The 24,773-nt window shown below is 51.4% G+C and carries 32 protein-coding genes and 1 pseudogene; 1 reads left to right on the forward strand and 32 read right to left on the reverse strand.

From position 1 onward, the window contains the following. Positions 1-2: 2 nt before the first annotated feature. The 21 genes and pseudogenes from SYMBAF_RS09750 to SYMBAF_RS09850 all read right to left on the reverse strand — a co-directional run bounded on the left by SYMBAF_RS09750 (position 3) and on the right by SYMBAF_RS09850 (position 17,255). On the reverse strand, positions 3-440 hold the full coding sequence (locus tag SYMBAF_RS09750; RefSeq protein ID WP_040264841.1) for a phage GP46 family protein: 438 nt from the start codon (positions 438-440) through the stop codon (positions 3-5). Further along, entirely contained in the window at positions 440-1,027 is a 588-nt protein-coding gene (locus SYMBAF_RS09755; RefSeq protein ID WP_040264840.1) for a phage baseplate assembly protein domain-containing protein, read from the reverse strand. Before SYMBAF_RS09755 ends, SYMBAF_RS09750 begins: the two co-directional genes overlap by 1 nt. Next, a pseudogene (locus tag SYMBAF_RS09760) lies at positions 1,024-2,075 on the reverse strand (phage baseplate assembly protein). Before SYMBAF_RS09760 ends, SYMBAF_RS09755 begins: the two are co-directional and overlap by 4 nt. Then, on the reverse strand, positions 2,065-3,474 hold the full coding sequence (locus tag SYMBAF_RS09765) for a DNA circularization protein (protein WP_237162858.1): 1,410 nt from the start codon (positions 3,472-3,474) through the stop codon (positions 2,065-2,067). Before SYMBAF_RS09765 ends, SYMBAF_RS09760 begins: the two are co-directional and overlap by 11 nt. Positions 3,475-3,508: 34 nt before the next feature. Further along, complete coding sequence (locus SYMBAF_RS09770) at positions 3,509-5,395, reverse strand: hypothetical protein (RefSeq protein ID WP_185899892.1); 1,887 nt, start codon at positions 5,393-5,395, stop codon at positions 3,509-3,511. 121 nt (positions 5,396-5,516) lie between these two features. Beyond that, the gene (locus tag SYMBAF_RS09775) at positions 5,517-5,807 is read right to left on the reverse strand and encodes a phage tail assembly protein (RefSeq protein ID WP_160744833.1); all 291 of its coding nucleotides are present in this window, start codon (positions 5,805-5,807) and stop codon (positions 5,517-5,519) included. 1 nt (position 5,808) lies between these two features. Continuing rightward, positions 5,809-6,177 carry a phage tail tube protein gene (locus tag SYMBAF_RS09780; protein WP_040264835.1) on the reverse strand — a complete coding sequence of 123 codons (369 nt, stop codon included), beginning with the start codon at positions 6,175-6,177 and terminating at the stop codon, positions 5,809-5,811. A 9-nt stretch (positions 6,178-6,186) separates the two neighbouring features. Continuing rightward, positions 6,187-7,692 carry a phage tail sheath subtilisin-like domain-containing protein gene (locus SYMBAF_RS09785; RefSeq protein WP_185899893.1) on the reverse strand — a complete coding sequence of 502 codons (1,506 nt, stop codon included), beginning with the start codon at positions 7,690-7,692 and terminating at the stop codon, positions 6,187-6,189. Beyond that, on the reverse strand, positions 7,689-7,883 hold the full coding sequence (locus tag SYMBAF_RS09790; protein ID WP_040264832.1) for a DUF2635 domain-containing protein: 195 nt from the start codon (positions 7,881-7,883) through the stop codon (positions 7,689-7,691). Before SYMBAF_RS09790 ends, SYMBAF_RS09785 begins: the two co-directional genes overlap by 4 nt. A gap of 4 nt (positions 7,884-7,887) precedes the next feature. Continuing rightward, complete coding sequence (locus tag SYMBAF_RS09795) at positions 7,888-8,430, reverse strand: hypothetical protein (RefSeq protein WP_040264831.1); 543 nt, start codon at positions 8,428-8,430, stop codon at positions 7,888-7,890. Continuing rightward, entirely contained in the window at positions 8,427-8,771 is a 345-nt protein-coding gene (locus tag SYMBAF_RS09800; protein ID WP_185899894.1) for a head-tail joining protein, read from the reverse strand. The genes SYMBAF_RS09795 and SYMBAF_RS09800 overlap by 4 nt, the downstream gene beginning before the upstream one ends. Then, positions 8,772-9,119: a hypothetical protein gene (locus SYMBAF_RS09805; protein WP_185899895.1), complete on the reverse strand. Its 348-nt coding sequence runs from the start codon at positions 9,117-9,119 to the stop codon at positions 8,772-8,774. It lies immediately after the preceding gene. A gap of 1 nt (position 9,120) precedes the next feature. Then, on the reverse strand, positions 9,121-10,170 hold the full coding sequence (locus SYMBAF_RS09810; RefSeq protein ID WP_040265094.1) for a major capsid protein: 1,050 nt from the start codon (positions 10,168-10,170) through the stop codon (positions 9,121-9,123). Between the two features lie 100 nt (positions 10,171-10,270). Next, on the reverse strand, positions 10,271-10,672 hold the full coding sequence (locus SYMBAF_RS09815; RefSeq protein WP_185899896.1) for a head decoration protein: 402 nt from the start codon (positions 10,670-10,672) through the stop codon (positions 10,271-10,273). Continuing rightward, on the reverse strand, positions 10,672-11,133 hold the full coding sequence (locus SYMBAF_RS09820) for a hypothetical protein (protein WP_185899897.1): 462 nt from the start codon (positions 11,131-11,133) through the stop codon (positions 10,672-10,674). The genes SYMBAF_RS09815 and SYMBAF_RS09820 overlap by 1 nt, the downstream gene beginning before the upstream one ends. Before the next feature lie 3 nt (positions 11,134-11,136). Then, positions 11,137-11,997 (reverse strand): S49 family peptidase, encoded by an 861-nt coding sequence (locus SYMBAF_RS09825; RefSeq protein WP_040262922.1) that lies wholly within the window; start codon positions 11,995-11,997, stop codon positions 11,137-11,139. Continuing rightward, on the reverse strand, positions 11,994-13,640 hold the full coding sequence (locus tag SYMBAF_RS09830) for a phage portal protein (protein ID WP_040262924.1): 1,647 nt from the start codon (positions 13,638-13,640) through the stop codon (positions 11,994-11,996). Before SYMBAF_RS09830 ends, SYMBAF_RS09825 begins: the two co-directional genes overlap by 4 nt. Beyond that, positions 13,640-13,903, reverse strand: a complete 264-nt coding sequence (gene gpW, locus SYMBAF_RS09835; RefSeq protein WP_040262926.1) for a gpW family head-tail joining protein — start codon at positions 13,901-13,903, stop codon at positions 13,640-13,642. The genes SYMBAF_RS09830 and gpW overlap by 1 nt, the downstream gene beginning before the upstream one ends. An 8-nt stretch (positions 13,904-13,911) precedes the next feature. After that, entirely contained in the window at positions 13,912-15,897 is a 1,986-nt protein-coding gene (locus tag SYMBAF_RS09840) for a phage terminase large subunit family protein (protein WP_040262928.1), read from the reverse strand. Beyond that, positions 15,869-16,468 (reverse strand): hypothetical protein, encoded by a 600-nt coding sequence (locus tag SYMBAF_RS09845; RefSeq protein WP_040265446.1) that lies wholly within the window; start codon positions 16,466-16,468, stop codon positions 15,869-15,871. The genes SYMBAF_RS09840 and SYMBAF_RS09845 overlap by 29 nt, the downstream gene beginning before the upstream one ends. A gap of 142 nt (positions 16,469-16,610) precedes the next feature. Next, positions 16,611-17,255: a hypothetical protein gene (locus tag SYMBAF_RS09850; protein ID WP_040265443.1), complete on the reverse strand. Its 645-nt coding sequence runs from the start codon at positions 17,253-17,255 to the stop codon at positions 16,611-16,613. 116 nt (positions 17,256-17,371) lie between these two features. On the opposite strand from SYMBAF_RS09850, the gene SYMBAF_RS09855 reads away from it, so the two are divergent. Further along, positions 17,372-18,691: an IS4 family transposase gene (locus tag SYMBAF_RS09855; RefSeq protein ID WP_040265441.1), complete on the forward strand. Its 1,320-nt coding sequence runs from the start codon at positions 17,372-17,374 to the stop codon at positions 18,689-18,691. A 28-nt stretch (positions 18,692-18,719) separates the two neighbouring features. Here the strand turns inward: SYMBAF_RS09855 and SYMBAF_RS09860 are convergent, their stop codons facing one another. From SYMBAF_RS09860 to SYMBAF_RS09910, 11 genes are all read right to left on the reverse strand, one after another. Beyond that, positions 18,720-19,058 carry a hypothetical protein gene (locus SYMBAF_RS09860; RefSeq protein WP_040265440.1) on the reverse strand — a complete coding sequence of 113 codons (339 nt, stop codon included), beginning with the start codon at positions 19,056-19,058 and terminating at the stop codon, positions 18,720-18,722. 220 nt (positions 19,059-19,278) lie between these two features. Further along, a complete protein-coding gene (locus tag SYMBAF_RS09865; RefSeq protein ID WP_160289802.1) occupies positions 19,279-19,434 on the reverse strand; it encodes a hypothetical protein in 156 nt (51 codons plus the stop codon). Further along, positions 19,431-20,018 carry a Rha family transcriptional regulator gene (locus tag SYMBAF_RS09870; RefSeq protein WP_040265438.1) on the reverse strand — a complete coding sequence of 196 codons (588 nt, stop codon included), beginning with the start codon at positions 20,016-20,018 and terminating at the stop codon, positions 19,431-19,433. The genes SYMBAF_RS09865 and SYMBAF_RS09870 overlap by 4 nt, the downstream gene beginning before the upstream one ends. Positions 20,019-20,357: 339 nt before the next feature. Beyond that, positions 20,358-20,822, reverse strand: a complete 465-nt coding sequence (locus SYMBAF_RS09875; RefSeq protein ID WP_040265436.1) for a lysis protein — start codon at positions 20,820-20,822, stop codon at positions 20,358-20,360. Beyond that, positions 20,819-21,244 carry a lysozyme gene (locus SYMBAF_RS09880; protein ID WP_040265435.1) on the reverse strand — a complete coding sequence of 142 codons (426 nt, stop codon included), beginning with the start codon at positions 21,242-21,244 and terminating at the stop codon, positions 20,819-20,821. The genes SYMBAF_RS09875 and SYMBAF_RS09880 overlap by 4 nt, the downstream gene beginning before the upstream one ends. Next, entirely contained in the window at positions 21,222-21,551 is a 330-nt protein-coding gene (locus SYMBAF_RS09885) for a phage holin, lambda family (protein WP_040265434.1), read from the reverse strand. Before SYMBAF_RS09885 ends, SYMBAF_RS09880 begins: the two co-directional genes overlap by 23 nt. Further along, positions 21,548-21,892, reverse strand: coding sequence for a hypothetical protein (locus SYMBAF_RS09890; RefSeq protein ID WP_040265433.1), 345 nt, complete (start codon positions 21,890-21,892; stop codon positions 21,548-21,550). Before SYMBAF_RS09890 ends, SYMBAF_RS09885 begins: the two co-directional genes overlap by 4 nt. Before the next feature lie 356 nt (positions 21,893-22,248). Next, positions 22,249-22,761, reverse strand: coding sequence for an antiterminator Q family protein (locus SYMBAF_RS09895; RefSeq protein ID WP_040265432.1), 513 nt, complete (start codon positions 22,759-22,761; stop codon positions 22,249-22,251). A 202-nt stretch (positions 22,762-22,963) separates the two neighbouring features. Next, on the reverse strand, positions 22,964-23,437 hold the full coding sequence (locus tag SYMBAF_RS09900) for a hypothetical protein (RefSeq protein ID WP_040265430.1): 474 nt from the start codon (positions 23,435-23,437) through the stop codon (positions 22,964-22,966). Positions 23,438-23,688: 251 nt separating this feature from the next. Continuing rightward, positions 23,689-24,219 (reverse strand): phage N-6-adenine-methyltransferase, encoded by a 531-nt coding sequence (locus SYMBAF_RS09905; protein WP_040265427.1) that lies wholly within the window; start codon positions 24,217-24,219, stop codon positions 23,689-23,691. Next, the gene (locus SYMBAF_RS09910) at positions 24,219-24,671 is read right to left on the reverse strand and encodes a YbcN family protein (protein WP_082026950.1); all 453 of its coding nucleotides are present in this window, start codon (positions 24,669-24,671) and stop codon (positions 24,219-24,221) included. Before SYMBAF_RS09910 ends, SYMBAF_RS09905 begins: the two co-directional genes overlap by 1 nt. Positions 24,672-24,773: the final 102 nt, after the last annotated feature.

Here is a 24,773-nt window from a genome sequence, read left to right on the forward strand (position 1 = left end):
GCTTATTGCTCCCAAACCCAAAAAAAACGCATATCCGTATCGTCACGACTCCCCGGTTTCTGATAGCTGATAACCATATTAAGTTGGTGCGGGTAAACGATCTGAGTTGCAACCATCACTGACGACACCACGCCGTCAATGATCAGCCACTGCAACGCCTCACGGGCATAGTCTTCAGCTTTCTGGGCGACAGGCTGATCCAGCTTTTTACGCCGTAACAACCACAGCCGCGAGCCAATATTGTGCTCTTCTCCTAAATCCCCCCACCATCCTCGCCGATCGTCTCCCTCAATGGCATCGTCATCACGGGCAACCCGATCGGTGAACAGGCTGATAATGATTGCAGTCTGAAGGTCGTTGCCGTTGATGAGGTCACCCTTGCCTTCACGCCAGTCAGCCACTAACCGTTCAATATCCCAAAAGGAACTGATGTCGCTCATCAGACAATCCTCCCCGGTTTATCGCTGGTTATATCGTCGCTGCCACTTTGCACGTCTTTTAAAACGTGGTCATGCCCATTGTGGGCTTCACGTAGGGTTTTCAGCGAGGCCCCATTACTGTCGCAGTTGTCGACCACGTCACCTGTGACCTCCAGAAGCGGTGTATCCAGCCTGATTTTCTCTGATGCCGTGACCGTGACAGTCGTCGCATGACGAACAGTCACCGGCTGGCCGTTGGCTTCAACTTCCATGCCGTTTTCAGTGAGTTTGATAAACATACCCCATTGGTCATAAATAACCGTTTCACCCGCTTTAAGCCCGGATTGCCGATATTGCTGATTGTTGCTGGCCACAATCACAGCGCTGGAGCGGTCTCCGCCCAAATAGGCCAGAACAACATCAGTGCCAACCGGTAGGCCAGATGAAAAGCCAAACTCCGCCATTCGTGGCGTTGCTCCTCTGACTTCCAATGGTGTCTGGTATTGCAGTTGTTGGATACTTCCAGCATCGCTGTAACCCGTGATCTTGCCAATACCGATCATCATGGCCACTCGGCGGCCAAGTTGCCTCAATATGCCCTCACTCATGGGTTAAGCTCCTGTACCTGTCTGTAAAATTGGTACGGCTGCACGGCAAACGCTTCACACGGCATCAGCACAAGCTTGGCGCGGGTGCCTCGCGCATCACGGATAAACGTTACTTCGGCCAATAGCCAAAGCTGGTTATTGAGGCCAAATACAGGAATGTTAATGGGGAGTAGCGTATTCGGCTCCCAGAGCTTTCCTGCCTTGTCTCGCCAGCTATCAATCTCCACCTGCAAACTGCGTGAGCGTCCATAGCGGCGGTTCATTTCCCAATCGATGCAATTTTGCGCCTGACCATGCGAGTTCATGGTGCTTTCCACGATGACAACCCGGTTTCGATAACGTAATTTGGCCACTTCCGGATCTTTGGCTCGCGCCAGGGTTACCGAGGAATATCCCCCCATCACTGGCGTCATCGACATCGATACCCCGATATAATCCGAGTACCGTTCGTCCATTGATGCCATGAAAGATGCCGTCTCGATGTTTTCACCTTGTGCCACACCGCTGGCCGCTTTCACCGTTCCGACGCGGGTCAGATAAAGGCTGCCATCGGGTTTGTCGTAGTACAGCAGAGCAGCCCAACGGTGATCCTGTCAATCACTTCCTGTGATGATTCTCCCCAATTTAACGTAAATTGGGGAACGGTCATCAAATCCTTCACATCGCTGGTGACACTAATTCCGTAAGGTTCAGCCAGTCTTTGAGCGATTTGTAACGCAGTGGCCTGGCTAATTACGTTGTTTGGCCATTCTGCTGAGCAATCCACAAGTCCTGACATTTGCTTCGCCCCGTTGCCTGCACCTCGTGGCGCATCTTACCTATAACTGGGTTCCAGCGGTCAATGTACCCGGTCATAACCAGATCATCCCCCAAATGCACGGTGCAACTGTCACCCGGGAGCACTAATTGCTTATCGTCATTACCGGGTAGTAGTCCATTAAAGAAGAGTAAAATCAGAGGGTAAACGCTCTATGCTGCGCGTAACGCGGACAGAATCCCAGCCGGAAATTTGTTTGCCGCCGGATGTCAAAATCAGTTCATCTTTCATTTCCTAAGTGCTCTGAATTTGGTAGGCATGAATGCCGGGTGGCGAGGCTGAACTGACTGCACCAACTCATCCCCGCGCGCGCGTTCTGGTAAAGACGATTAGCAAGCGTTAACGCAGGCATTGAGGCAGACAGGCCAACTTGCGTCAGCGAACTCAGCTCAGCACCTTTCTGACCGTATGCGTTGACGAGAGCGTTGCGGGTTTCCAGCAAATTGAGATAGTCATCATCATCCCCGGCATCGGCCACCATTAACAACACGTCATCCAACGTGTCGCAGACACGGTTTAGCATCAAAATGGCGTCGTCATAGCTTGAGGGTTCATACTCCACAGCCACCACAGCCAGTGCACCGGCGGATAAAACGCAGAGCAAGATGGTGGCACTTTGGGCAATGGCATTTTCCGAATCAGTCGCGTAAAACGTCGCGTTTCGGTATGAAGCCAAGGTTTCAAGCATACGGATTTTCTCTTCCACGCTGCCTGTGAAGGTCATAACCACATCAATGATAGTTTTCGCATTGCCAGGGAACGCATCAACTGAATTCACGCCCTCAAGGGTGGCTGTTTTAGCCAGGAGATCAGATCGCCCGGTCACCGCTTCCGCCATTTTCCGCATGACCAGTCCGGGCTGGTTTTTAGTATCTGCGGTACGGTTTACCGTCCCGGTAGAGCCAGAAACACCGCCCCCCACAAATCCTTTGTTATACCGGCCATAGCGGGCGCAGCCGAAGGTGGACTTCAAGACGTTGCTGAGGTTCGTCACTTCGTTAGCCGTGTCTTTCACGCTATTCCCCCAAAACGCGGCCGTGTTTCGCAGCGTCTTGATGGTTTGGGTGACGCTCCTGATCTCGCCTTTCACCGTGGCGATAAATCTGGTCGTTGCCATCAACCCGGTGCGTAGCCATTGGGTTTGAACCAGCGAAGCAGCCTGTGTGTTGCCAGTAATGGCGAAAACCTTCAGGCCGGACTCAATGAGGGTGAGCGTGAATTCGAACGATCGCCCGTTATCCACACTTTCCAGCACCCGCAGGCCGCCATCAGGAACGCTGACCGTGAGTTCCCCCAGAGTCGGATGAATCAGCGTGCCGGCCCCCTCAGCTTCACAAGCAGCGACCAACGAGTTACGCTGGGTGATCACGTCAGGGGCGTCATAAGCCAGACTGTTGTGCACAATAAAACCGCGAATGGTCAGTTTTCGGGTACCGCGCCCCAAATCCTCGACCCAGGCAGTGTTACGATAGGGGTACTCATGCACGGCCTGGCGACGTCCAAACACGCTTTCGGCGCTGACTACCGCGAAGGGAACGCCGCGAAAGGATGCCGGGTGAATATGCTCAAACCAATCCCAGTTGTCGCCGCCACCTAGCAGCGATGAGATCGCATCAGTGATCAGAGCCATAAATTCTCCAGAGACAAAAAAACCGTCGAAGCGGTTAACTCAGTGATTGCATCGACAAGGCCACGCGGCCGCCGCTTTCAGTTTGAACCTTGCGGCGCTCACCGGTCTGGGGATTGACCAGTGTAATTTCCAGTTGGAATTTGTTATCGTCGAATGCCTTAGACATAGCCTCAGTCAAACGGCCAAGAGAAGCGTCATCTGTCGCTGTAGGGGGAAATAATGACGTGGAATGTATAGGCGTCCTCTTCCCTCCATCTTCATCTACTTTACTTTCGTAATCAAACGCGCCAGATTGACGCTGATCGAACAAATTGTTCTGGTCACGCAGGCCGCTCCACCGCACATCATTCACAGAATCATTGATCCCTTTCGAAATCTCGTCCCGTGTGTACGGCTGAACACCATTTTCATGCTTGATGATGGCGGGAATTAGCTTCTCCAGTACTTCCGGTGAATGAAGATTGATGCGATCACTTGGATTAAAACCAGTTTGCTTTGAAACAGCATCAATATATGACTGAGTTTTATTTTCCGACCTGGGCGCATAAGTGTGAATAATCCCATTCAGCGTATTGTTCCCACGGTCTCCATAAAGCTGGAGTTGACGTGACAAGGCTGCAAGTCCGTCATAAGAGGATGCAAAGGTAGAGAAGCCCCCATTTTTTCCCGTGGCATTGGGTGCCGCTCGTAAGTTACCCGGGTTATTGTTCCGCAACCCCAGAGCATTATTACCCGGTTGGCCATAAGGCCCCGGCCCCGTGCCGATATTATTACCCGTCTGATTACCAGCCTGCGGCCCAGTCGCTTTCTCCAAATCCCCTTTCAACCGATCAGCACGCCACACCGGCTTGTAGTACCCGTCGAGCTTTTTGATTAGATCTTCCGATGCATAGCCAAGATTTAAATCAAGTTTCTCTTTCCATGACAGCGTGTCTTTGAATTGATCGTCACCTTGTGCCTGGCGTAAAAGGTCTGCCTGTTTCCCACCGCTATTGAACGTCAGGATCGAGCCTAGCGTGACATTGTCGAGGCCATGGGTAACGACCTGCTTGATTTGGTCTACTGACGCCGCCATGAACTCCGACTGCCCCAACCACGCTTGCACCTTCATCTGCATCCCATCAAAGGCTGCGCTGATCTGATTCATCTGCTGTTTAAACGCCAAGGCGTTTTGCAGATCCTTGTCACTAAATATGAGGCCATCACGCCGAGCCAGGTCTTTCAGACGCTGTACTTCACTGGTGGTATTACGCAAATAGCTGAGTAACTCCGGTGAGAGACCCAGCTTGTTGGCAAAAATAGCCTGTCTAGCAGGGGATAGGCTTTGCATTTCCCGGTTTAGGTCTTTAATTAATTTTCCAACATCTGCCAGACCTTCCTTTGTCAGGCTAATATCGATATCGTTCGTTTTAAGAAGCGCAAGAAATTCTTTATTACGCCCCCATGCCGCATCGTTCGCTTTTTCGAACAAATTACCAATCGAACTCTCTGCCGCCTCACGCTCACTACCGTTTTCAATCATGGCACCCGTCAGCTCCTGAAAGGCATCAGTGGTCATGCTGATATTTTTTGCGATGGTGTCGATGCGGTATCCCGCGTTGGCGAAATTGGTGAGGTTGTTTTTGACGGCATTGATAGCGACCGCAGCCCCGCCCAACCCCAGCGTTAAGCCCCCAACCATTTTCAGCGGCGGCACCAGATCACCAATAAACTGGACGCCGCTGCGGGCATGTCTGGCTAATACATCAAACTGACTGCCCAGACTATCTAACTTGTCTCTTGACTCCTGTCCGCCAAGTGCAAGACCATCGCGCGTTTTTTTCAGCAATGGGTTGAGGTTCTTTACCGCCTCTTCAATACGCTGAATAGACGCAGATGCCTGATCACTTGCTGTCAGCTCGAAATCGAATGAATTCGCCATTATTTACCCGCCTTCATTTTTTCTATTCGATTGGCCTGATTGACCCAGAAGTCCAACCGGGTACGGGTCAGGGACCATGCATCATAGGGTCCCCACCCGTAATACTTCGTCACCTCAGCGGCTAGCTGCTGCCATCCGGCGAGGGATCGAAGGTTAAAAAAGACATCAGGTAGTCCTCGCATTGCCGGTAATCGGTAAATGCCATGCTGCCCAGCGCTTTTTCAGTCACCCCCGTATTCAAGGCGATCAGCAGCTTCATGGCGGCCATGCTATTCTTGGCTCGCTGAATGTCATAAAACTGCTCCACCTCGGCCAGGACTGGCTCTTTCAGGTCCAGATGCTCGTAACGCACATCGCCCATTGTCAGCGCCTTGCTGAGTACAATCGTTTTTTTCTTATCGAGCGTAGCCATATCAATACTCCGTCACCGATCCGCCTTCCCAGCGAACATCAAACACCGCTTCTTCGCCATCAACATCCTGCGTATTCACGGACCACATGTTTTCGCCGATCACTGTTTTACCGTTGGCCAGCTCAACGACCACCGTGACGTTGGTGGCATCGTTGATTTTAGCGATCGACGTTCCGCCGCTGTCACGTGCCTGGTAGGAAATAAACGGCGCTCGCGGCTTCTCTTTGTAGCCGTGGACACCATCCATCCCTGTCAACGTAGAGCGTTCCCATTTGCCAGGGCTGTATTTGAACTGGCCGACGACCATGACCCTTACACCGTCGATGGTGACGTACGCAGTACCGGCCAGGCGGTTAGTTGTGTCTCCCATAAATCCCCCTTAGGCTGCGGTTTGCGCGCGTCGCCATTGATTGAGTAGTGCGAAAATTTCCAGTTGGTCGATCAGCGTACCCGTCCAAAGCACATCAATACGCTTGGTATTGCTGCTGTTGCGCTCCACCAACAATGTTTTTGCAAATGCCGCTGCATCCTGCACATAGCCGTTATATTCCAGCGTGCGATACTGGGCGATCAACTCGGCGCGGATCACATTTGGTGTCACAATGGGGGCACCAGGTGCAAACCGGGTGCCATCATTGGCCAACTTCATGCGACCAAACTTTGAGGTGATCTGCGCGCGGAGGAAACGTGTCACAAACATGAGCAGGAAAATCGTTTCAATGTTCAGATAGCTGTCATCTGCATCGCCATATTTGTTCTTCTGATAGGTGGTGATGGTTTTTTCCACCTGCACTGACCCATCATCTGCCACTGTATACGTGGAGATACCGCTATACAGTAGGTTGTTGCGCTCTGTTAGGGTGAAACGATCTTCCAATGGCGGTGCCAACACACCACTGATAGTCAGCGTCTGCGTGGGTCGACCCGGATCATTACGCAAGCTTAGTGCAATGGCCCCCGTTAACGCGGCAGCCCAAAGGTAGGCAGGCGTCGGTGATCCGTTGATACCCAGCAAAGTCTCATGTTGATTATTTCGTGACTCCCCTACGGTCGACAGAGAGCCATAAGTACCCGTCAGAGCACCGAAGGAATGTCCATAAAGCTGCTGAGCGTAGGACCAGCGACCGGAGGAATCGGAAAGAAACTCTTTCATCACGTTTAGTGATGTGGTGTCTGTATACGGATTAACGATAAAATCAAAAGCCCGATCCTGTAGGTTTCCCAGCGCTGCCTTCAGATCCGGCGAACCGGTACCCCCCGCCATAGGTGTGATTTTAAACGTCATGCCTTGCGGCGTGTCTTCTCCACCCGCCGCGCCCTGATAATTGAGGCGTATATCGATGCTGTTTCCGTGCCAACCTTTATTTTTTGCCGTCAGGTTAACCGTATCACTCGACTTGCTATCCACATCAGCAATGACCGGTAACGTGCTTTGCCCGTTGATTGCCGCCGCGATAGCCGTAGCCACCGCCCCCTTGTCATCTGTGCTGACAACGGTCAGTTGGACACGCATGCCAGCTATATAGATAGACAGGACACCGGTCGCAGTGGCAGCAGTCAATACCTGTAACTTTCCCGATGCTGGCACGATACCACTGGCACCGTCTGATAGGGGTAATATCCAAATATCGGCAGCGGGGTCATTGGTCAGATATACAGTCATCATGTTGTGCAACATTGAGCCATTGCCACAGATACCGGCGACCAACGAATCAGACGAGACTTTCTGCGGGATGCCTGGCGTTGCCGTCGCTGTTGCCAGCATTTGTCCGATCAGCAACGTGCGCTGAACGGTTGTGGCTGAATTGGCCATTGAGTTATCAAACTCGGCATAAAAAAATGGCGCGCGCTGGTTTGGCGGAAGGCGATTAAATGGGACGGTCATTGCTCATTCTCCTGGCTTTTCTTCCCTGCCGCTGGTTTTGCTGTCGCGTTCGGGTCGAATTTCTCAACATCGCCATCCTTCAGGCGGCGGCCCCAAAAAATATCATCAGGCACCTGTTCGCCGGATCCAGGCAAAAAGGTGCCCTTGACCGGATCGCGCACAACACGCCCCGGTGCGGGTTTAACAAACATAGGGTTACTCCAGATCGATTTTAACGTGGGGTTCGGGGGTACCATCAGGTATGGAAAACAGCACGTCTACCCCTTCAAGGGTCTCAGTACTGATTTCAGAAAACTCTTCAGGCCCCTGATAATATTCAATGTCCAATTCCATCAACAACTGGGCTGTATGCCCTTCGCCGCCAGCATCGACATCAATGGTGGATCGCACCTGCTGAAACTGCTGAATCTTGCGAGTCAGTTCATAGCTGTTGATTACCGCGCGCTCTATCTGCTCGCGCAATTCTTCCAGCGCCTCTTCTGCCTTCTCTGCCCCATTGTCTTCCGCCTCATCGTCCAACTCCTGGAGGCGGCCTGTGAGGCGAACCGTGGTCACAGTGTTGAACTGGGGAACATTACGGCCCAGTGAACTCTTAACGTCGATCGGCGTTTGCACCAGGATAACCGGGTACATGTCAGCGGTTGTCGGCCAGTCGCGCGGCGAAAAAACCCGATCGCCTGCATCGGTTTTATTCTTCAGCGCTTCAATGACCAGTAGCCTTATCCCTCTGGGGTTCATGATTTCACCTTATTGAGAATAAGCTTCGTTCCACCATGGCTATCCGGCTGAACGTCTGAAACGGCAAACAGCGTATTAACCGGTACCCCACCGACGATACCGACGAACACCCGATCCCCCTGTTTCGGCAGTGCCTTAAACTGGCTATCACGAACACCCAACACCGGTTTGGTGGTGTTGATAGTGCTGCCATCGTCCAGCGGCTCGACCTCTTGCGTATAAGCACGATCAAAAATGCCGCTGACGGTGTACGGCGCACCGCTGGCAGGCCGGTAGTCAACCGGGTCACCAAAAACGCCATGTAACGGTGCAAGCAAATGCTGATCCCAGTTGATACCCATTTACTCCCCCGATTGCACAGTTACGGCCGGCGCACTGCGAAGCAACGCCAGCTTGCGGAGTTGTTCAACATCAGCAACCACACCCAGACCTATCAACCGCTGCGCATCCGCTACCGGCAACGTAAACACCCGGTTTTCTGGATAGTCACATCCATCGTGCCGCACGGTGTTGCCTTTGGTGACAACCACTGGAACCATGCCGTCCGGCAGCTTTTCACCGTCCTCATCGTCATCCGAATTATCGTAAGCCTGATCATCAACCTTCAACGTTTCCGGGCTTTCCTGGTCACCCACCTGTAACTCGGGCGGCAAGCCGCCCAGTTCTTCTTTTTGCGGTTTCTTGGCCATATCACACCACCGTTGCACAAAGTGAAGCATTAACCCGGCTTGGAATGACCAAGGGCGCTGATTGCATCATAAGCAAACGTTGTGCCGGATCTTCTTTCACCCAGGTTTTAGGCGCAAATGCCAAAGGACCATAGTTGAACGCTGGATCCAAAATAACGCCGAAGGCACGCGTTCCCATTAGATCGGCGCAACTCATGACTACCGCGCCATCGGCGATCAGAGGCTCTTCAATGCCTGTAACGGGATCAATAGCCCAGTCGTTGTACAGCCACAAATCAAAGTTGCCCCAACGGCCTTTATAAACCGCTCCCTTCTTAATTTGAGCACCAATGTTAATCTGGTTGCCAAAAGGGCTTAATGCCGGAAAGGTGATGGCATTGTCCTTGATCGTGGTATCAAGACGAAATGCACGCCATGACTTGTTGGTGAACACCAAATCTGTAGGCACTGCCCCAGAGTTTTTAAGGAATGTCGTCTGCCAGGCTTCAATATCATCAGACGGTTGAGTGTTGGTAGCACCAGAGGCAATGCTAAGAGGCCATCGGTCTGAACCACTCAGCGTAATGGTTAAATCTGCTGAACGTCCAAAATCAACCACCTTGGTTTCATAGCCCTCACCTGCAACAGTGACCTTACCTTTAGTCAGAGCACTCGCCGCCATCCATTCCAGGCGGCGATTGATCATGTCGATTTGGTCAGCCATCTCAAACTGGAGGTTCAACATTTCGCGCTCTGCGGCGGTAAATTCTCCCCCGATACGTTCACCAATCTGGCGGCTGATAGGCTTACGCAGATCGGGGGCGCGTTTGTCTTTGATGTAAGCGGGCTTGAAGACATTAGTCTGGTATTTACGCTGTTCAACCAGTTTCCCCTCCACCAACGGGGAAACAAACGGGGCCATACGACGCAGACCAACATCCACGTCAATGGCCACTTCTTGCGTCTCATAGGTCACCACATTCGGAAAGAAGCGATCCAAAAGCCAGTTTTGGCAGGTTTTAAGATTAGGGACGACCTGCACCAGCACGCTGGTATCAAAAATGTTTTCCATATTCAGTCTCTTTATGATGCCGGTGCGACCACCGGCCATACTTTAGATGTGTGCAACCCTGCCAAAGAACTGGCATCGGTTACGTTTCAAAAGGGTTAGATCAGGATACCGGCGACTGGATGCTATCGCGCAGGAAGATGGCCAGCGGGCGGAATTGCGCCTTAAGTTCAGCGATAGTCCAGGTCTTATCGAAGATCAGACGGTGCTGATTAAACTCGCCCATCAGATACACACCGCCAGTTTGTGCTGTGGTCGTGGTGTCTACGTTATCGACCAAAATGGCGGACGGCTTTTCACTGCCGTCAGTCGCGTCTTTTTTGCTCGGGATATACGCGCCGGTCGCGGTGATCATGCCGAGTACCGTCCCTCGTTTAAGCGCCCCTGAAACACCGATCGTGACAGAGTCAGTGACCAGTTGTAACGGGCCAGAAACCAGCTGATCGGGAACGAACAGCGAACTTTTCATGCCAGGTGCAAATTGATTTTGTCCAAACTGGTCCATTACTTATTACCTCGTGCAGAGTCATAGAGGCCGGTCATCTTACTTACCAGCGCATTTTTCCCCGTGGCGGGCTTGCTGCCATCCGGGCCAAGGCGTACCTGTTCAGATTGCATACGCGAATCCAGCGAAACACGCGCTGTTTTCGCCGGAGCAACAGCCCCCATCGTTGCCAGCGTGCCAATGGCTTCACTCGCGCTCATGCGGGTATTAAACGCCAGATGCGCCGCCATATCCGGGCGGCCAGCGGCATGCTTACTACCAAAGATGGCGGCACAGCGTTTACGCTCAGCACGGCGACCTTTTTTCACATCGCGGTTTTCGTCTTCTTCCGCGTCGGCATCATCATCGTCTTCTTCCGCCCGACGAGATTTCGCCTTTTTACCTTTTTCTTTGTCGTCCTCCTCATCTTCGGAGGATTTTTTCTTAAGACCCATCAGGTGGGCAAACTTTGAGTAAGACATACGTTAAGCTCCTGCTTCATTCAATAATTTTCGGAACGCGGCATCAGGGGTCATGACATCATCTGCCAGTCCCAACCTGACGCCATCAGCCGCCAGAAAACAGGCAGCCTGGGTATTGCGGATAGTTTCTTCAGTGATGCCCCGATTGCGGGCTACCGTGCTGACAAAAAGTCTACCCATCGTATCCACATCATCCTGTATCGCAGCGCGAGCCTGATCAGTCAGTTTGACGTAAGGATTGCTTTCAGCTTTGCGGTCACCGTAAGTGATGATGGTGACCGCCAGCCCATCATCTTTGATCCGCTGTGACCAGTCACAGTGAATAACGATGACACCTATCGATCCCACCCCCCCTGTGCGCGGAACGTGGATGCAATCTGCGGCGCTGGCAATAGCGTAGGCTGCGGAATAGGCATTTTCTGACAGGATCGCGTGTATCGGTTTAGAGCCGCGAGCGTGATAAATCTCATCAACAAGGTCAAAACACCCTGCAACCTCTCCCCCTGGGGAGTCGATATCCAGACAGATGCCGCTCACCGCCGGATCGTTCAACGCAGTCAGGAATGATTGGCGGATGCCGTCATACCCGGTCATGCCGCTGTAGGGGCGCAGTGAACCTAGCTTTTGAACTAATGTTCCCTGAACAGGAATAATGGCGACGCTATCTACCACGTCATAACCGTTATCTTGTTTTTTAGCTTTACGGATAAAACTATCATCGTCCCCTAACCAGTCAGAGGCCAAGGTGTTGATACGAGTGATCCCGAAACGGTCCATCATTGCGGCCATAACGACTTCGGCCTTTTGCGGGTGCAGCGCCAGCGGCGTGTTAAATAGCCGCTGCGCCAGATGCGGTAAATTCACTCTGCCTCCGGATCTTTAATTGTTTCAGGTGCAAATACATCAGCTTGCGCCCAGCTAGGTGGCGTTAATCCGCGCTCTTCAAATGCCGCGATTTCTCTGGCACGCTGATCCAGCATTTCCTCCCAGTCTTCACCGGCGTTTTCTGCGGCTTCCATTTCAAGCGTTGAAAGTCCGGCATCCATACCGAGTATGGCCCCTTTCTTCTCTGCAACCGGATCTACCCAGCCTCGACCTGGCCCCATCCAGCGCGCACGACAATAAGCCGCCCTGGCATCCAGAAAGTGCGGAGCGCCGTTCGGCAGCGGTAAATCTTCCGTGTCGTGGATTTCTTCGATAAACGCAGACAAGATAGGTTGTGCAAACCCGACAGAAAAATCATCACGCCGGCGGGTCAACGTTTTCCATGCTTCCAACATCGCCGAACGTGCAGAGCTGTAGTTAACATCAGACCAGTCTTGTGTTACCTGCTGGGTAGAAAGCCCCGTTGCAGCGGCGATATTACGTAATGCTGCACTTTCGAATACTTCAAAATTGCTGTGCGGGCGTGCCGCATTGACGGCTTTGACATCCTCACCGGGATACAAGATTGGCATTCGTGCGCCGTTTTGCAGAGATATGCGACGATCTCTATGGAAATCAACACGACCATCTTGGTAAGCGCCAATACTGGTATCGTCGAAGGTTTCCCCCATCGCTGCTTCAACCATCTGCGGATCGTACGGCGAGGTAATGTAGGCACCGAAGACCGCATTCAATATCGCCGCTTCCAACTCTGTCTGATCGTACTTGATGAGCATTTTCAGGCGCTGTACCACCGGCGTTAATATCCCGTTCCCACGATGCTGGGCACCACGCTCATGGTCATAATCATGCACCACATGCGGTCGGCCCCAATCGGTTTCCCTCGGGATACGCTGCCAGGTCATCGTTTTGGCTCCGCTCCACCAGTCGCCGATATGCGCTTCTCGTATGTGATAGGCTACTGGCGCACCATCACCATCAATTTCGACACCGCCACGAATGTTCGGCATATCGAAGTTTTGTTGCGGGTTGCTCAGTCGATCTGGGTCAACAATTTGCACTGTCGTGGCGTAACGGCCTCGCCCACGTCCAAGCCGATCAGGCCGATATTGCAGAACTGCCAGCGCATCACCATCAATCAGTTTGTGACGGAAGCCCAGCCTCAGCATTTGCGACACCGTTTGTTTTCGCTCAACGTCACAAAAACGGCCGGGGTCATCCTGCGCCCATGACCGCCAGTGTGCCTCGATCACTTTGCCGTATTCATCCGCCCAAGTGGAGTCAAATGCACTGTTACCCGTCATCAACGCCAGCATGCGGTAATCAGGTTTCAGGATGGGGCGAAAGTTAGCGCCAATGGCGTTATCCAACACCCGGGTAATGCTGCCACTGGCCCACCCATCATTGCGGGCCAAATCCCTGACACGGGAGACAATTCGATCGCGGTAAATATTGATCTCATTGTCGGGCGACCATAGCGCCGGTTGCCAGTTTGCCAACTGGTCACTGAATGAGTCAGCGGCGTCGTACGGCACCCGACTTCCGCCTACCAGCATGGACGCCTTTGAACGGGATGGCGGCAACGGTTGCCCGTTGGGGCCAAGTATCTTGACATCATTCATCAGAATCTGAACCTCATTGGACGGCGCGGCCTGATATTAATCCCTAACTGAGCCTGGAGAAGCTGGATCAGCGCCATCAGGTCAGCCATTGATGCCTGTTGAAAAGAAACTGACCGGGTGCCGTCTCCTTGGGTATATGAGAACGACACACCGCGTGATCCCGAGGCCAGATCGATATACGCCTGCTGCGCCTTAGTCAGCGCATCCTGCAATTGTTCACGCGTCATCGCTCCGGCCAGCAGGCTGGTATTGCGGTTAAACATAGAAGTCCTTACGATGGCAAAAGTTGTGACAGGCGCTTGCGTTTAGGCTTCTCTGCGGGTTCCTCGGTAACACCACCGGGTAAACGCAGATTAGGCTTTTCTACCGACTCAACCGGAGCAGGTAACAGGCGATCCGGGTTAAGTACAATGCTGTCAGCCAGAGAATTAAGCTTCAGCCCCATGTAAAACAGTCCGCACAGCGCCGCGTAGCTATACACCCGACAATCCAGCGCTTCGTTAGCGCGTCCGGGCAGTTGTTCCCACACGCGGTAACGCTGGCCACCAGACACTTTTAGCACTGAACGCTCGGCTAATAGCTGGCTGAAATAGTTCAGATCACGGGAATCAGGAAAGTGCATATAGCTGGCTGATGGCTCACCTGGCAACTCGGGTGGATCGATATGCAACCGGCCACGGATAGTGTCTTTTGCCGCATTGACGCCAATGATGATCGGTTTGAAACTGGATTTACTACGATTGGTTGGTTTCTTTGTCGGCCATACCGGAGAGCGTTTGCCACCTCGTGCCGATTCACCTTTAATAGCCCAGATACGGCGGCCAAGACGTTCTTTAGCAAACTCGTACACTTTCTGCGTGTGGTGGCCACCGGAGTCCATGCAAGCCGCCATGATGGTAAAACCTCGTCCATCAGCACGCCGCCAGATTTGCTTCAGATAGATATCTAGTCTCTTCCACGGTTCATCTGTTTCCAGATCGCCCTCAATGACATCGAACGCTATCGACCAGCTTTCTTCATTACGCCCCCAGCCAGTGACTTCAATTTCAAAGCGCCCATCCTGGGTATCAATACCGGCTGTCAGCACGGCCACGCCATCAGGCACTTCGGCAGACCAGACCTCACAACGTTCTAGCAAACGTTTTTCGCTTAGTGCTTTTTCACCCCGATCTTCGTAGGGTTCGCCCAGCACAAGGTTAATAAACGTCTGACGCATGAGTGGATCATTTTTAACCCGCAGCCATTCGGCAACCAGGTATTTCCATGCGGCATTGGGGAACAGGCTGTACCCCGCCCAGATGTGGAAGCCAGCATGACCCTTAAACGGTTTGCTTGCCCGCCATTCACCCCGCTTTACCATTGAGGATTTTTCGTTATGGTGGATCACGCAACCATTGTGGCGGCAAACGTAATAAGCCGTTTCAGGTATGCCCTCACCCTGCTCATCCTTGTCCCATTTGATGCCGTAAGGGGTATCCGGGCCTCCCCATTCCAATACCTGATATTCACCGCAATGCGGGCATGGCACGTAATAGCGACGCTGATCGCTCTCCTCATATGCCTTTTCGATACGGCTGGTCCCCTTCACCGTTGGCGTTGATCCCAACGCTATCTTGCGGTTCCAGAATGTCTCTGAGCGTTTGATACCCAGTGCAATCTGATCGCCCTCCACACCGGCACCGCCAGCAGGGTAGCCATCCACCTCATCAAACAGAATGATGCGGCAGGTGATACGGCGGAATCCCCCTGGGCTATTTGCCCCCACCAGCGTCAGGTTGGCACCGTTGGCAAACGTCTTCTTGAGGATAGTTTGATTACTGTCCTTGGCCTTAGGGTCACCGCAGATCTCCGCCAACACGGGAGTATCACGCAGCATCGGCGCGATCTCGGTCTTACTGTAATCCTCGGCATCCTCGACACGCGGCTGAACGATCAGGATCGGCGACGGGTCATGCGCCAGATAATAGCCAACGACATGGTCAAGGATTTTGGTATACCCGACACGTGCCGACTTCATTACCGAAACCTGTGTAACAGAAGGATCGGTAATGGCATCCATGATGCCATCCTGATAGGCGAAGGAACGAAAGCGGCCGGTTTGGGCGCTGGTCTCTTTCGACAATACTGCGTATTTGTTAGCCCATTCGCTCAGTGATAGCGGCTCAGGTGGCCGAACATCAGCGCGTCGCTGGCGCAGATCACGGGTAAAATTACGCCAGGCTGTGTTGTCAGACCTCTCTCCTAGGGTTATCTGCATCAATGCTTAATTCCTCCAGCGCCTCATACACCACCTCTTGCAGTGCCTGGACAAACTCCGCGTCGTTAGTGGTGGAAGCCAGCCCCCGCAACCGGGGGCCATGTTCAGGAGCAATCGCAATGAGACGGGTGCGCATGCGGGCGTATTCATGACCTACCGCCTCGATCATGTCTTTATAGGGCAACACCTGCCCGGATTTAATGTCGTAATCAAGCTGGGTAAGCAACGCGAGGAAGTTTTCTTTCATCTGGCGGGCTTCATCGAGCGACATGGTGACGCCGTGCTCGGCGATCATCCGCTCGACGGTTTTCGTCGCAGACTCGGGCAGCGCCTTATCGTTTTTGTTACCTGACTTGTTACCCGAGGATCTGTTACCTGTTTTGTTACCCTGTCTGTTACCTGCCGCTTTTTTTTCCGGGCGGGTAACAGTTTTTCGGAAGCGCTCAATGTTGGCGTTAGACGCTTCAACATCGATTTCATCTCCGGCCAGAACCAGCCAACCACGGGCCTTCCAGCTCGTTACCGTCTTTCGGCTGACGCCGTGAAGTTTGGCAAAATCTGACTGGTTCATCTGTTACCTCAGGTGTTACCTGTTACCCAAATTTCAAAAGTTGATAGCTAGTGAAATATCGGGGCGCGCAATGCCCCTGTAATATCAATCACTTAGGAAGGACCCATTTTTTCTGAGGGGGGTATTTCTGTATTGGATGTGGTTATTTTGCCGTCACCATGGCTTCAGCCATTGCTCTGCTTAACTCTGTAGGCATCAGAGCATTAGCCATCACCTGTGCTCGATCAAAGTAACCCAACGTTGGCTTAACGGGCAGTGCGTCACCGAACCGAATCAGTAATTTTGGTGGCCTCTGTTTAACCCTCTCACGGCGAGTACCATTTGCTGAACGCTTCCGCCGTTTTTTACCCTTCTTGACTTTTAAAGCTTTCTTGCGCTGCCATACACCATTGACACCCTTTATCTCACCGACGAACGTATTAGGCTTGGCCTTGAGTTGCGAGAGTTTATTACGCGGCAAGTTGCCGTATTTATTCAGTTTGATGTTTTTAGGGTTAAGCAGCGCCTGGCTGTTCAGCTTATGCTGACCACCAAATTCAAACGGCTCCAGATAACTGGCCGCAGTATCCATAACAAACACCTTGGCCTTTAGATTGCTTTTTCTAGCACCATACGATCTGACCGCATTGACAGTAAACGGTGTTGGGTTCTCCAGGTGACGCTTAAAAGCAGTTCTCTCCGCGTCCGCAATCTTTCGGGCTACGCGGGTTAGTGCCTGCGCGGTGGCAAACGGGATTTGCTTCCGTACGCTCTGGAGTTGAGCTGACAGCTCTTTTAAACCAGCCATTCTCACCCCCATAAAAAAACCGCCCAATGGGCGTAATGCCGATCAGTTAAGGATCACTTGAACGATCCTACCTCTGTGTGAAAATCCGTAATCTCCCTGAGATTACGGATTTTTTTATGTTACTGAGTCAGGCGCTTGATGCCGTTCTTAAATTCTCTCCTAAAGAGTTTGCTGCACTGTCTGATTTGCTCTCACCTGAGCTTATCGATGAGTGCCTGGCTGATACCGGGGTCGTGACGCTTCGCAAGCGCCGTCTCCCCATGGAGATGATGGTCTGGGCTGTCGCCGGTATGTCCTTGTTCCGCTCATTTTCCATGAATCAGTTGGTTTCACATCTCGATATTATGCTGCCGGGTAAGCGTCCTTTTGTCGCACCCAGCGCCGTGGTACAAGCCCGTCAGCGGCTCGGGGAAGATGTGGTTAGACTGGTTTTCGAGAAAACACGCCAACTCTGGTTCGAGAAAACACCGTTATCCCACTGGAACGGTCTGACATTGATGGCTGTAGACGGCACTCTGTGGAGAACACCGGACACGCCGGAAAATGATGCTGCTTTTGGACGAACAGCTAATGAGTATGCCCAGTCCGACTGGCCACAGCTGCGTATGGTCTGTCAGATGGAAGTGACCAGTCATCTGTTATCCGGTGTGAGCTTTGGCAGCGTGTCAGAAACCAGCGAAGTTGACCTTGCCGCTCAATTGGCCGGGCAGACGCAGGACCACTCACTGACGATACTGGATAAAGGCTTCTATGCACTCGGGTTGCTTCACCACTGGTGGTCATCAGGAACAGAAAAACACTGGATGATCCCACTGCGCAAAGGCGCGCAGTATCAGGTGCGCGAGAAGCTGGGTGCAGGACATGAACTGGTCGAACTCAGCTTAACCCCTCAGGCCCGTAAGAAATGGAAAGATGCGCCTCAAACACTGACGGCGAGGTTGATAAGTAAAGAAATCAACGGAAAAACAATACAGATCCTGACGTCAATGTGCGATCCGTTACGTTACCCTAAAGCTGATATCGTTGACCTTTACGGGCAGCGTTGGGAAATCGAGCATGGCTTCAGAGAAATGAAACAGCATCTGTTGCAAAATGAACTGACGCTGAGAAGCAGAAAGCCAGAGCTAATAAGACAGGAACTCTGGGGTGTAGTGCTGGCTTATAACCTGCTGAGGTTCATGATGGCACAGATGGCTTACAGCCTGAAAAACGTGGAGCCTTACCAGATAGGGTTTAAACAGGCTGCACTGTATCTAACAGCGCAACTGAGCATACTGCCAGCGGTGGCTCCGGGAAAGGTGCCGAAAGTGATGAATGAAATCCTGGCGATGGCTGAAAGCTTCGTCCTGCCAGCCAGACGGCAAAGACATTATCCAAGAGCGGTAAAAAAGAAGCCGCAACGTTACCCGTTGCGGCGTCCTCAAAAGCTTAACTGACAAGCATTACCCAATGGGCGGCTATATTTCAATCAAGTTTATTTCTGTGCTCTTGAAGATCTTGCAATATCGTATCTTCGAAAGTTGGGCGCATATCAACCCTGATTACTGTTTGAAAACCACTGTTACAATAACGCTTTTTGTATTCGTCGCGAGTAATCTCAAACTCCTCCAAAAGAGCAAGAGTTTTAGGCCCTGCATTCCCCTTGTTTTGTTCTTCAATGACTTTAACTAAAAAAACGTCACTATCTATTTTAATGTCACTATCTATTTTAATGTCACTATCTATTTTAATTACGTCATAACGAACAAGCCGTGTGTTGTTACCACCCGATATGTAGTAAGTTTTTACGTTTGAGTAAATCATGGTGAGTTCCTTTTGTAATCGGATACTAAGTGTATCTACACACAGTTTGTAAATAAAGCATTCGCGCGCAGTTTTTAAATGTGTGCTCAAATCACATTTAGCTAACTCTTTGATAAACAACCTTGTTGATTCAAGGCGAGCAAATTGCGATGGCCTGATGCTATTAATTTCGCGCCCACCAAGAAACTTATCGTCACCCGATTCGGCTATTAGGCGACAATTACCCTCGGCGTTTCGCGTCTTGCATTGCAAGTAGCACCCTCGCCTTTTCGACGTTGTTCACTCCCGCCTGTGTTCTGCCACAGGTTAATAATTGATGGCTGTCATTGAGGTATTGAGAGACAGTTTCCAACTGCTTCTTTTCGTTTTTTGTCATGCTCTAATATCTCCAGAAGGGAAATTCCCAAGGTCAGATAGCTTGAACTGGATAAGCTCCTTAACTAACTGCTCGGCTTTCTTGATGGCCTTCTTCTCTCTTTTCCGGCGCATCATCAGTGCACTTCCCGCTTGGCCGTGCTCCTCGAATGAATACTTTTCTGCCGCAGCTACACGATTTTGCATCTCGCTAATGGCCATCTCTGTCAAGCCTGAGAAATCAAGAAGGTTTATTCCACTGTTCCCTTCTAACTTCGTCATGTGATCGAACACTCTAGCTTGAAGCTCATAGCTGTAACTCATCGCCATGAGACAAGCTTCCCGTTTTGGGAAGTAGTAGCAGGGGTAAGTACGCCCTTTCTCGTCTGTGTAATCTCCATAAAATTTTGGAGATTGATTTTCACCCAAAACTTTTGGAACTTTTAGCATGAGGCTATCGTGACGTAGCTTGCTGTATTTCTTGCATGGGAATTTCATTCCTGACGCTTCGGATTTTGATCTCCGATCAGCATTAATGTATTCGACCATTTCCAGGCTGCTCATAGTTGGCGCTTCATGTGAAATGACAGTCACTGTTTTTTTCATGGCGTATTACCTTTCTTTGAAATGAACCTTTGCCGCAATGGAAATCAGCCCATCGAAGGCTCGCCAGCACTAACTGACTTCCTCAAAGGCTCATTTCAAAGGGATCGGATTCGATGTGTTTAGATGTGCATTGCGTTGCACAGAGATTTACTGCATAAAAAAGCCCCGGTCTGTGTCTAGGCTGGGGGGTTGTCGTTATGACAGGGGTTTTTTGGTAAAAATCTGATCTAGATCACAACATTGATAGTTCAGTATCCAGTAAGTTATGTAGCGAAAGTTTTCCCTGGTGTTGTTAGACTTGCCCCTTTGTCATTTGGGGCTTTTTTCCCTCTGATTCCACTACTGGCACTGTCCTTTCAAATACGCCTGCAAAAATTTTAGTTTCCGCTGATCGCTAATCATTCCTGAACGGATATCGAGAACAGTTGATCCAGCTTCTCTACTGACCTCGATGGCGCTTCCATTGCCCATGCCGGCACCGGTGGCGGTTTTGGACACACTACAGGTGCCTTTGATGCGCAACTGGCGACGACCAGCGGCGACATCAGCACGAAGACGATCATTCTCAAGTCTGGCATCGGTAAGCTCCTGGGTGTATTTAGCGTCGAGGGCTGCGACTTCTTTTTGCTGGCGCTGGATGGCGTTGATTGTGTCTAGCCTGGACTCCGCTAATTTCTCCACTTCTTGCTGCTTACTCAGTGCTTGGCGATAGTTGTCGCGGTAATGCCAAGTGGCTATAGACAGAATGACGATTATCCACCCTGATAGCGCAGCAAGGCTCACTTTCCAGTTGAAGGGGATCATCGCAAAAACATCTCACGCTCTGCCGCCCGTCGCTTGACCAGACCAGGCACTACAATGCGGCCACTGTGACACCAGCGGGGAAACTCTTTGGCCGCGCCCTGTATATCGCCTGTGTTGAATTTCTTCACCAGCGTAGAGCCAGCGAACGCAGCACCGCCAATGTTGAATGCCAGCGCAACCATTGCATCAAACTGATGCGGGTTCATTGGGCGCTTAATCGCCGTGTTGACTGTCAACTCGAATACAGCCAAATCTTCATCCAAAAAAGCATCTGCCTGGGCTTTAGTAATACGGTCACCGGGCTTTACACCATGAGTGTGGCCGTAGCCGATAGTGTCCTTACCCGCGCTGCATTTGTATGCCGTCAGCTTCAGACCTTCATACTGCCTGATAAGATCTTTACCGGCTTGACTCGTTTTCATTACTCACCCCCGTTTTGCTTCCCACGATATTTTTAAGCAAACCGCCAAAATACTCTGTCCCCAGATAGCCGATAGCCACGCTACCCAAGTAAGCGTACTTAGGGTCAGCACCGATTAACGACAGCAAGTCTCTGGCGAACCAACCCAGCAGAGCACACATGGCCGAATCAACGAGCGTCCTGTAAAAACGGTTGCCGTTGTATCTTGACCGCAGCCATGCCATGACAAACGCCAACGCAGCCGCTATACCCTGCTGGCTGTACTGATTGAACAGTTCAAGCCAGAAATCAGACTGATTTGGATTCATTTTATGAGCCTGCATATCCGTTGCCCCGTACCCGGCCCGCCGAGTGACTTGACGTAATCAAAATCGTTAGCGCAGAGTACCCTTAATGCACCAATCTGCGCCCCCCAGCGATCATCCTTCCACTTCTGGATCGTGGTCATGACCTCATCATCGGTATTCACGAACGTCAGCCCGTAGCTGATTATCTCGCGGGGATAGGCGTATGCCGCCTGACTGATGCGGTAGTCGGTATCTTTTACCTGAGTTGATCCCAGAGAAAAGACCCAGATGAGCGCTATCATCAGCAGCATCAATGGCGCACCATCGATAACAGATGCGCCGATAATTTTTAATACTTTCATTGACGTTCACCGGGTTAATTTCTTGAATATCAGGTACAAAAAAGGCCACGCATTAGCGCAGCCCTGAAAATGACGCGAGTTTTATCTTTTTCCAGTGGACACCTACCGATGCACGCCGCCAGCGGTTTAACTGTTCCACTGAATGCAAAAAGCCCCGCACGATGGCGAGGCTGTAAGTCTTATGCGGCCCAGATAACTATCACCACATCGAAAAGCGCTTTCCGCTCAACCGCAAAAGTTCGTACAACGAAACTGTCCGTCTCACCGCGAAAGCGCTCATCTAATGTAATCAAAAAAGCCGCCGTACATTTATAAGAACAATTACGGCAGCTTACCCATATATTGTGGCTAAATGGCTAAAAGATGTCAACGGTTTTTTTTGACAAATGTTGAACTTTAGCGATTGATTTACGATCAATGAATGCTCTTCGGAGAGGATGGTAAATCATCCAAATGCTGGCAGTCAGAATATCCTCTATCTCATTTCGACAAGTACCATATGACGGCTTGCGCCATCCCTCTCCATATCGCCCTCTGTCGATTTTGCGTGGTCTTGCAGCATTGTGATAATACGATGCGATGGCACGCTTGGATGATCCATGAGCGTAGTAGCTTAGCAAAATGCACATAGCCTTTGTGTCAATGCACATAACGGAATCAACGACCTGAGAAATTAGCATTCCATCATCGTCATTGCACATCGGCCGATTGGGGTATTGTGGCGGTGTGACTGTTGCCATGTACTGAGCTATAACGCTGCTTTGCCGCTTGTCCAGACGCCCTGAGTAGACCCAGGCACCCCAAAGTTCCAGCCAACCGTTTACCCAGTCGTGTTGTTCTTTTGTGAGTTTCAACTCTCGAATACTCATGCTCCCACCCCATCAGTGTTAACGGTGCCGAACCGGTCTTGCCGTGTCGTGTATAACTTTCTCAGGCCAATCTCACGCCGAGGATTGCGCTCTTGGCGAACATACATAACCCCACCAGGGCGCTGAGTTATGCAGTGATGACGCCCGGTTTCAGCGCGAAGAAAGCGAGCTTCTTCTATCGCTGCCGCCAAGTCGGTAAACATTAGGCTGCTTCCCCCATCCGATAAGAAATCCCCTCCTGATACCAATCCGGTAATGTGAACTCAGCCCTGAAGATATAACCCTGCGATCTAAGTTCCCTGATGCGCTTTAGCTCATTTTTCATGTGCTGATATAGCTCATCCATCTGCCAGGGCTTTAAACGCACAGGAACGCCCGCTAGACGCGCTACTCGCTCGATGGTCATTTCCCCATAGGTAATCTCCGCATGAGCGGTAAATTCGCAGGGATCTTCTTCGAGTTTTCGGTGACAACTGACGCAGTGTGCAAAGGCGTTGTAGGGGTGGTATCGAGTGGATTTATGTCGCCGGGATTTGAAGTGTGAGCAGTGGAGTTTTTGTCGTTCCTGGGGATCGGTTGAGTCGAATATTTTACCGCAGTAGTCGCATTGCCAGTTGGTTCTTTCTCGAACCAATGCTGAGAAAACGGCATCAAATTTATCTCGCTTGAGCGCCATTATCGTTTCCCCTGATTAATATGCATTGGAATGTTTTATTACCAACGTAAAACTTCCCTAACCGTTCGCACTCTCTCGCCACTTCAAGATGTGCACTTTCCCACCCCAGGCGGTACGACAGTAAGATGACAATTACGGCGAGGGAGCCAAGAATAAAAGTGCCAAGGATAAATTCGATCATATTTCCACCCAAAGCGCGATCACGCAGATTGCAATGGTGATGAGAGAGCCTATTAGCTCGATTGAGTAGGTCATGCTGCGTCCCTCCTGTTTACTGCTCCCGACAGCGCGAGTAACAAACTCCTTGGCACTGTGGTGAACTGTTGCCTAGGTCTTACATAGGGTCGCCATATCAACAGCATTGACCCTTTGCTGTTGCCATTACCCTTTTTGCCCGTAGCGGGGTTTACAAAGCTGATCCTCCCGTCCGTGATAAGCCTTACTTCATCAACGCTTTCCAGCGCCTTGCTAAACCAGCCGGTGGAGGGGTCACAGGGAACGAGCATGACAACGGGTTGATGCTGCCTTGCGCACTGCTCTGCTGCTTTTGCTACCCAGGGGGTGATATCGCTATAGGGGGGATTGCACCAAATTGCCCCGTTGCTACTCCAGTGATGGGTTAGCGCATCGATAGTTTCGGTTAAGTAGTGTGCACAGAGCGCGTTTTCAGCACTGGCCGCCGCGTCTAGCCAAAACCCAAATTCACTATCCAGTGCGTTAAAAAGCCATTGTGGAGTTTGCCAGTAGTCGCGATCTGCTGGCGGTGTGTTAGATTTGTGCATTACGCCACCTGTTTATTTTTAAGCTGGTTGTATTCACTGTCGGCCGGCACCGTCAGCCGACACCCGATGTTTAGCGCCCACCCTTCCACCCGGGTCAGGTAGAAATGCATTTCGCCAGTATCGAGATCGGCCGTGTGCCGAAGAGAAAGCATGACCGTCTTTTCACCGGTCACCACATCGACCATTTCCCGCTCTTCATATCCGAGATAGGTGTGTTTCATCGCATCCTTCACCCATTCTGGCGACGCGAAGGACTTGCCACGCTTGATGAGATAAGCGCTTAGCTCTGCGTACCACATGTGCTGGAGTGAGTTTTGGGGAAGACTGCGCTTGTCGCGCCATTCGGATATTTTTACTCGGTAGCGTTTACCGCTGGAGATGAGTTCGAAGAGGTAGTGAGTGAATTGGCCGAGGGTGCTTTTGTGTAAACAAAAGTCCTGCACGGATATAATCCTCCGGGTTTATTGTCACCACTTAATGCCTATTCATGGCCACCGCTGCCTGTCAGCAATCATCACTGACACCACGAATATCAGGATGAGTAATTGGTCTAA

The organism is Serratia symbiotica (assembly GCF_000821185.2).
Taxonomy (GTDB): Bacteria; Pseudomonadota; Gammaproteobacteria; order Enterobacterales; family Enterobacteriaceae; genus Serratia; species Serratia symbiotica.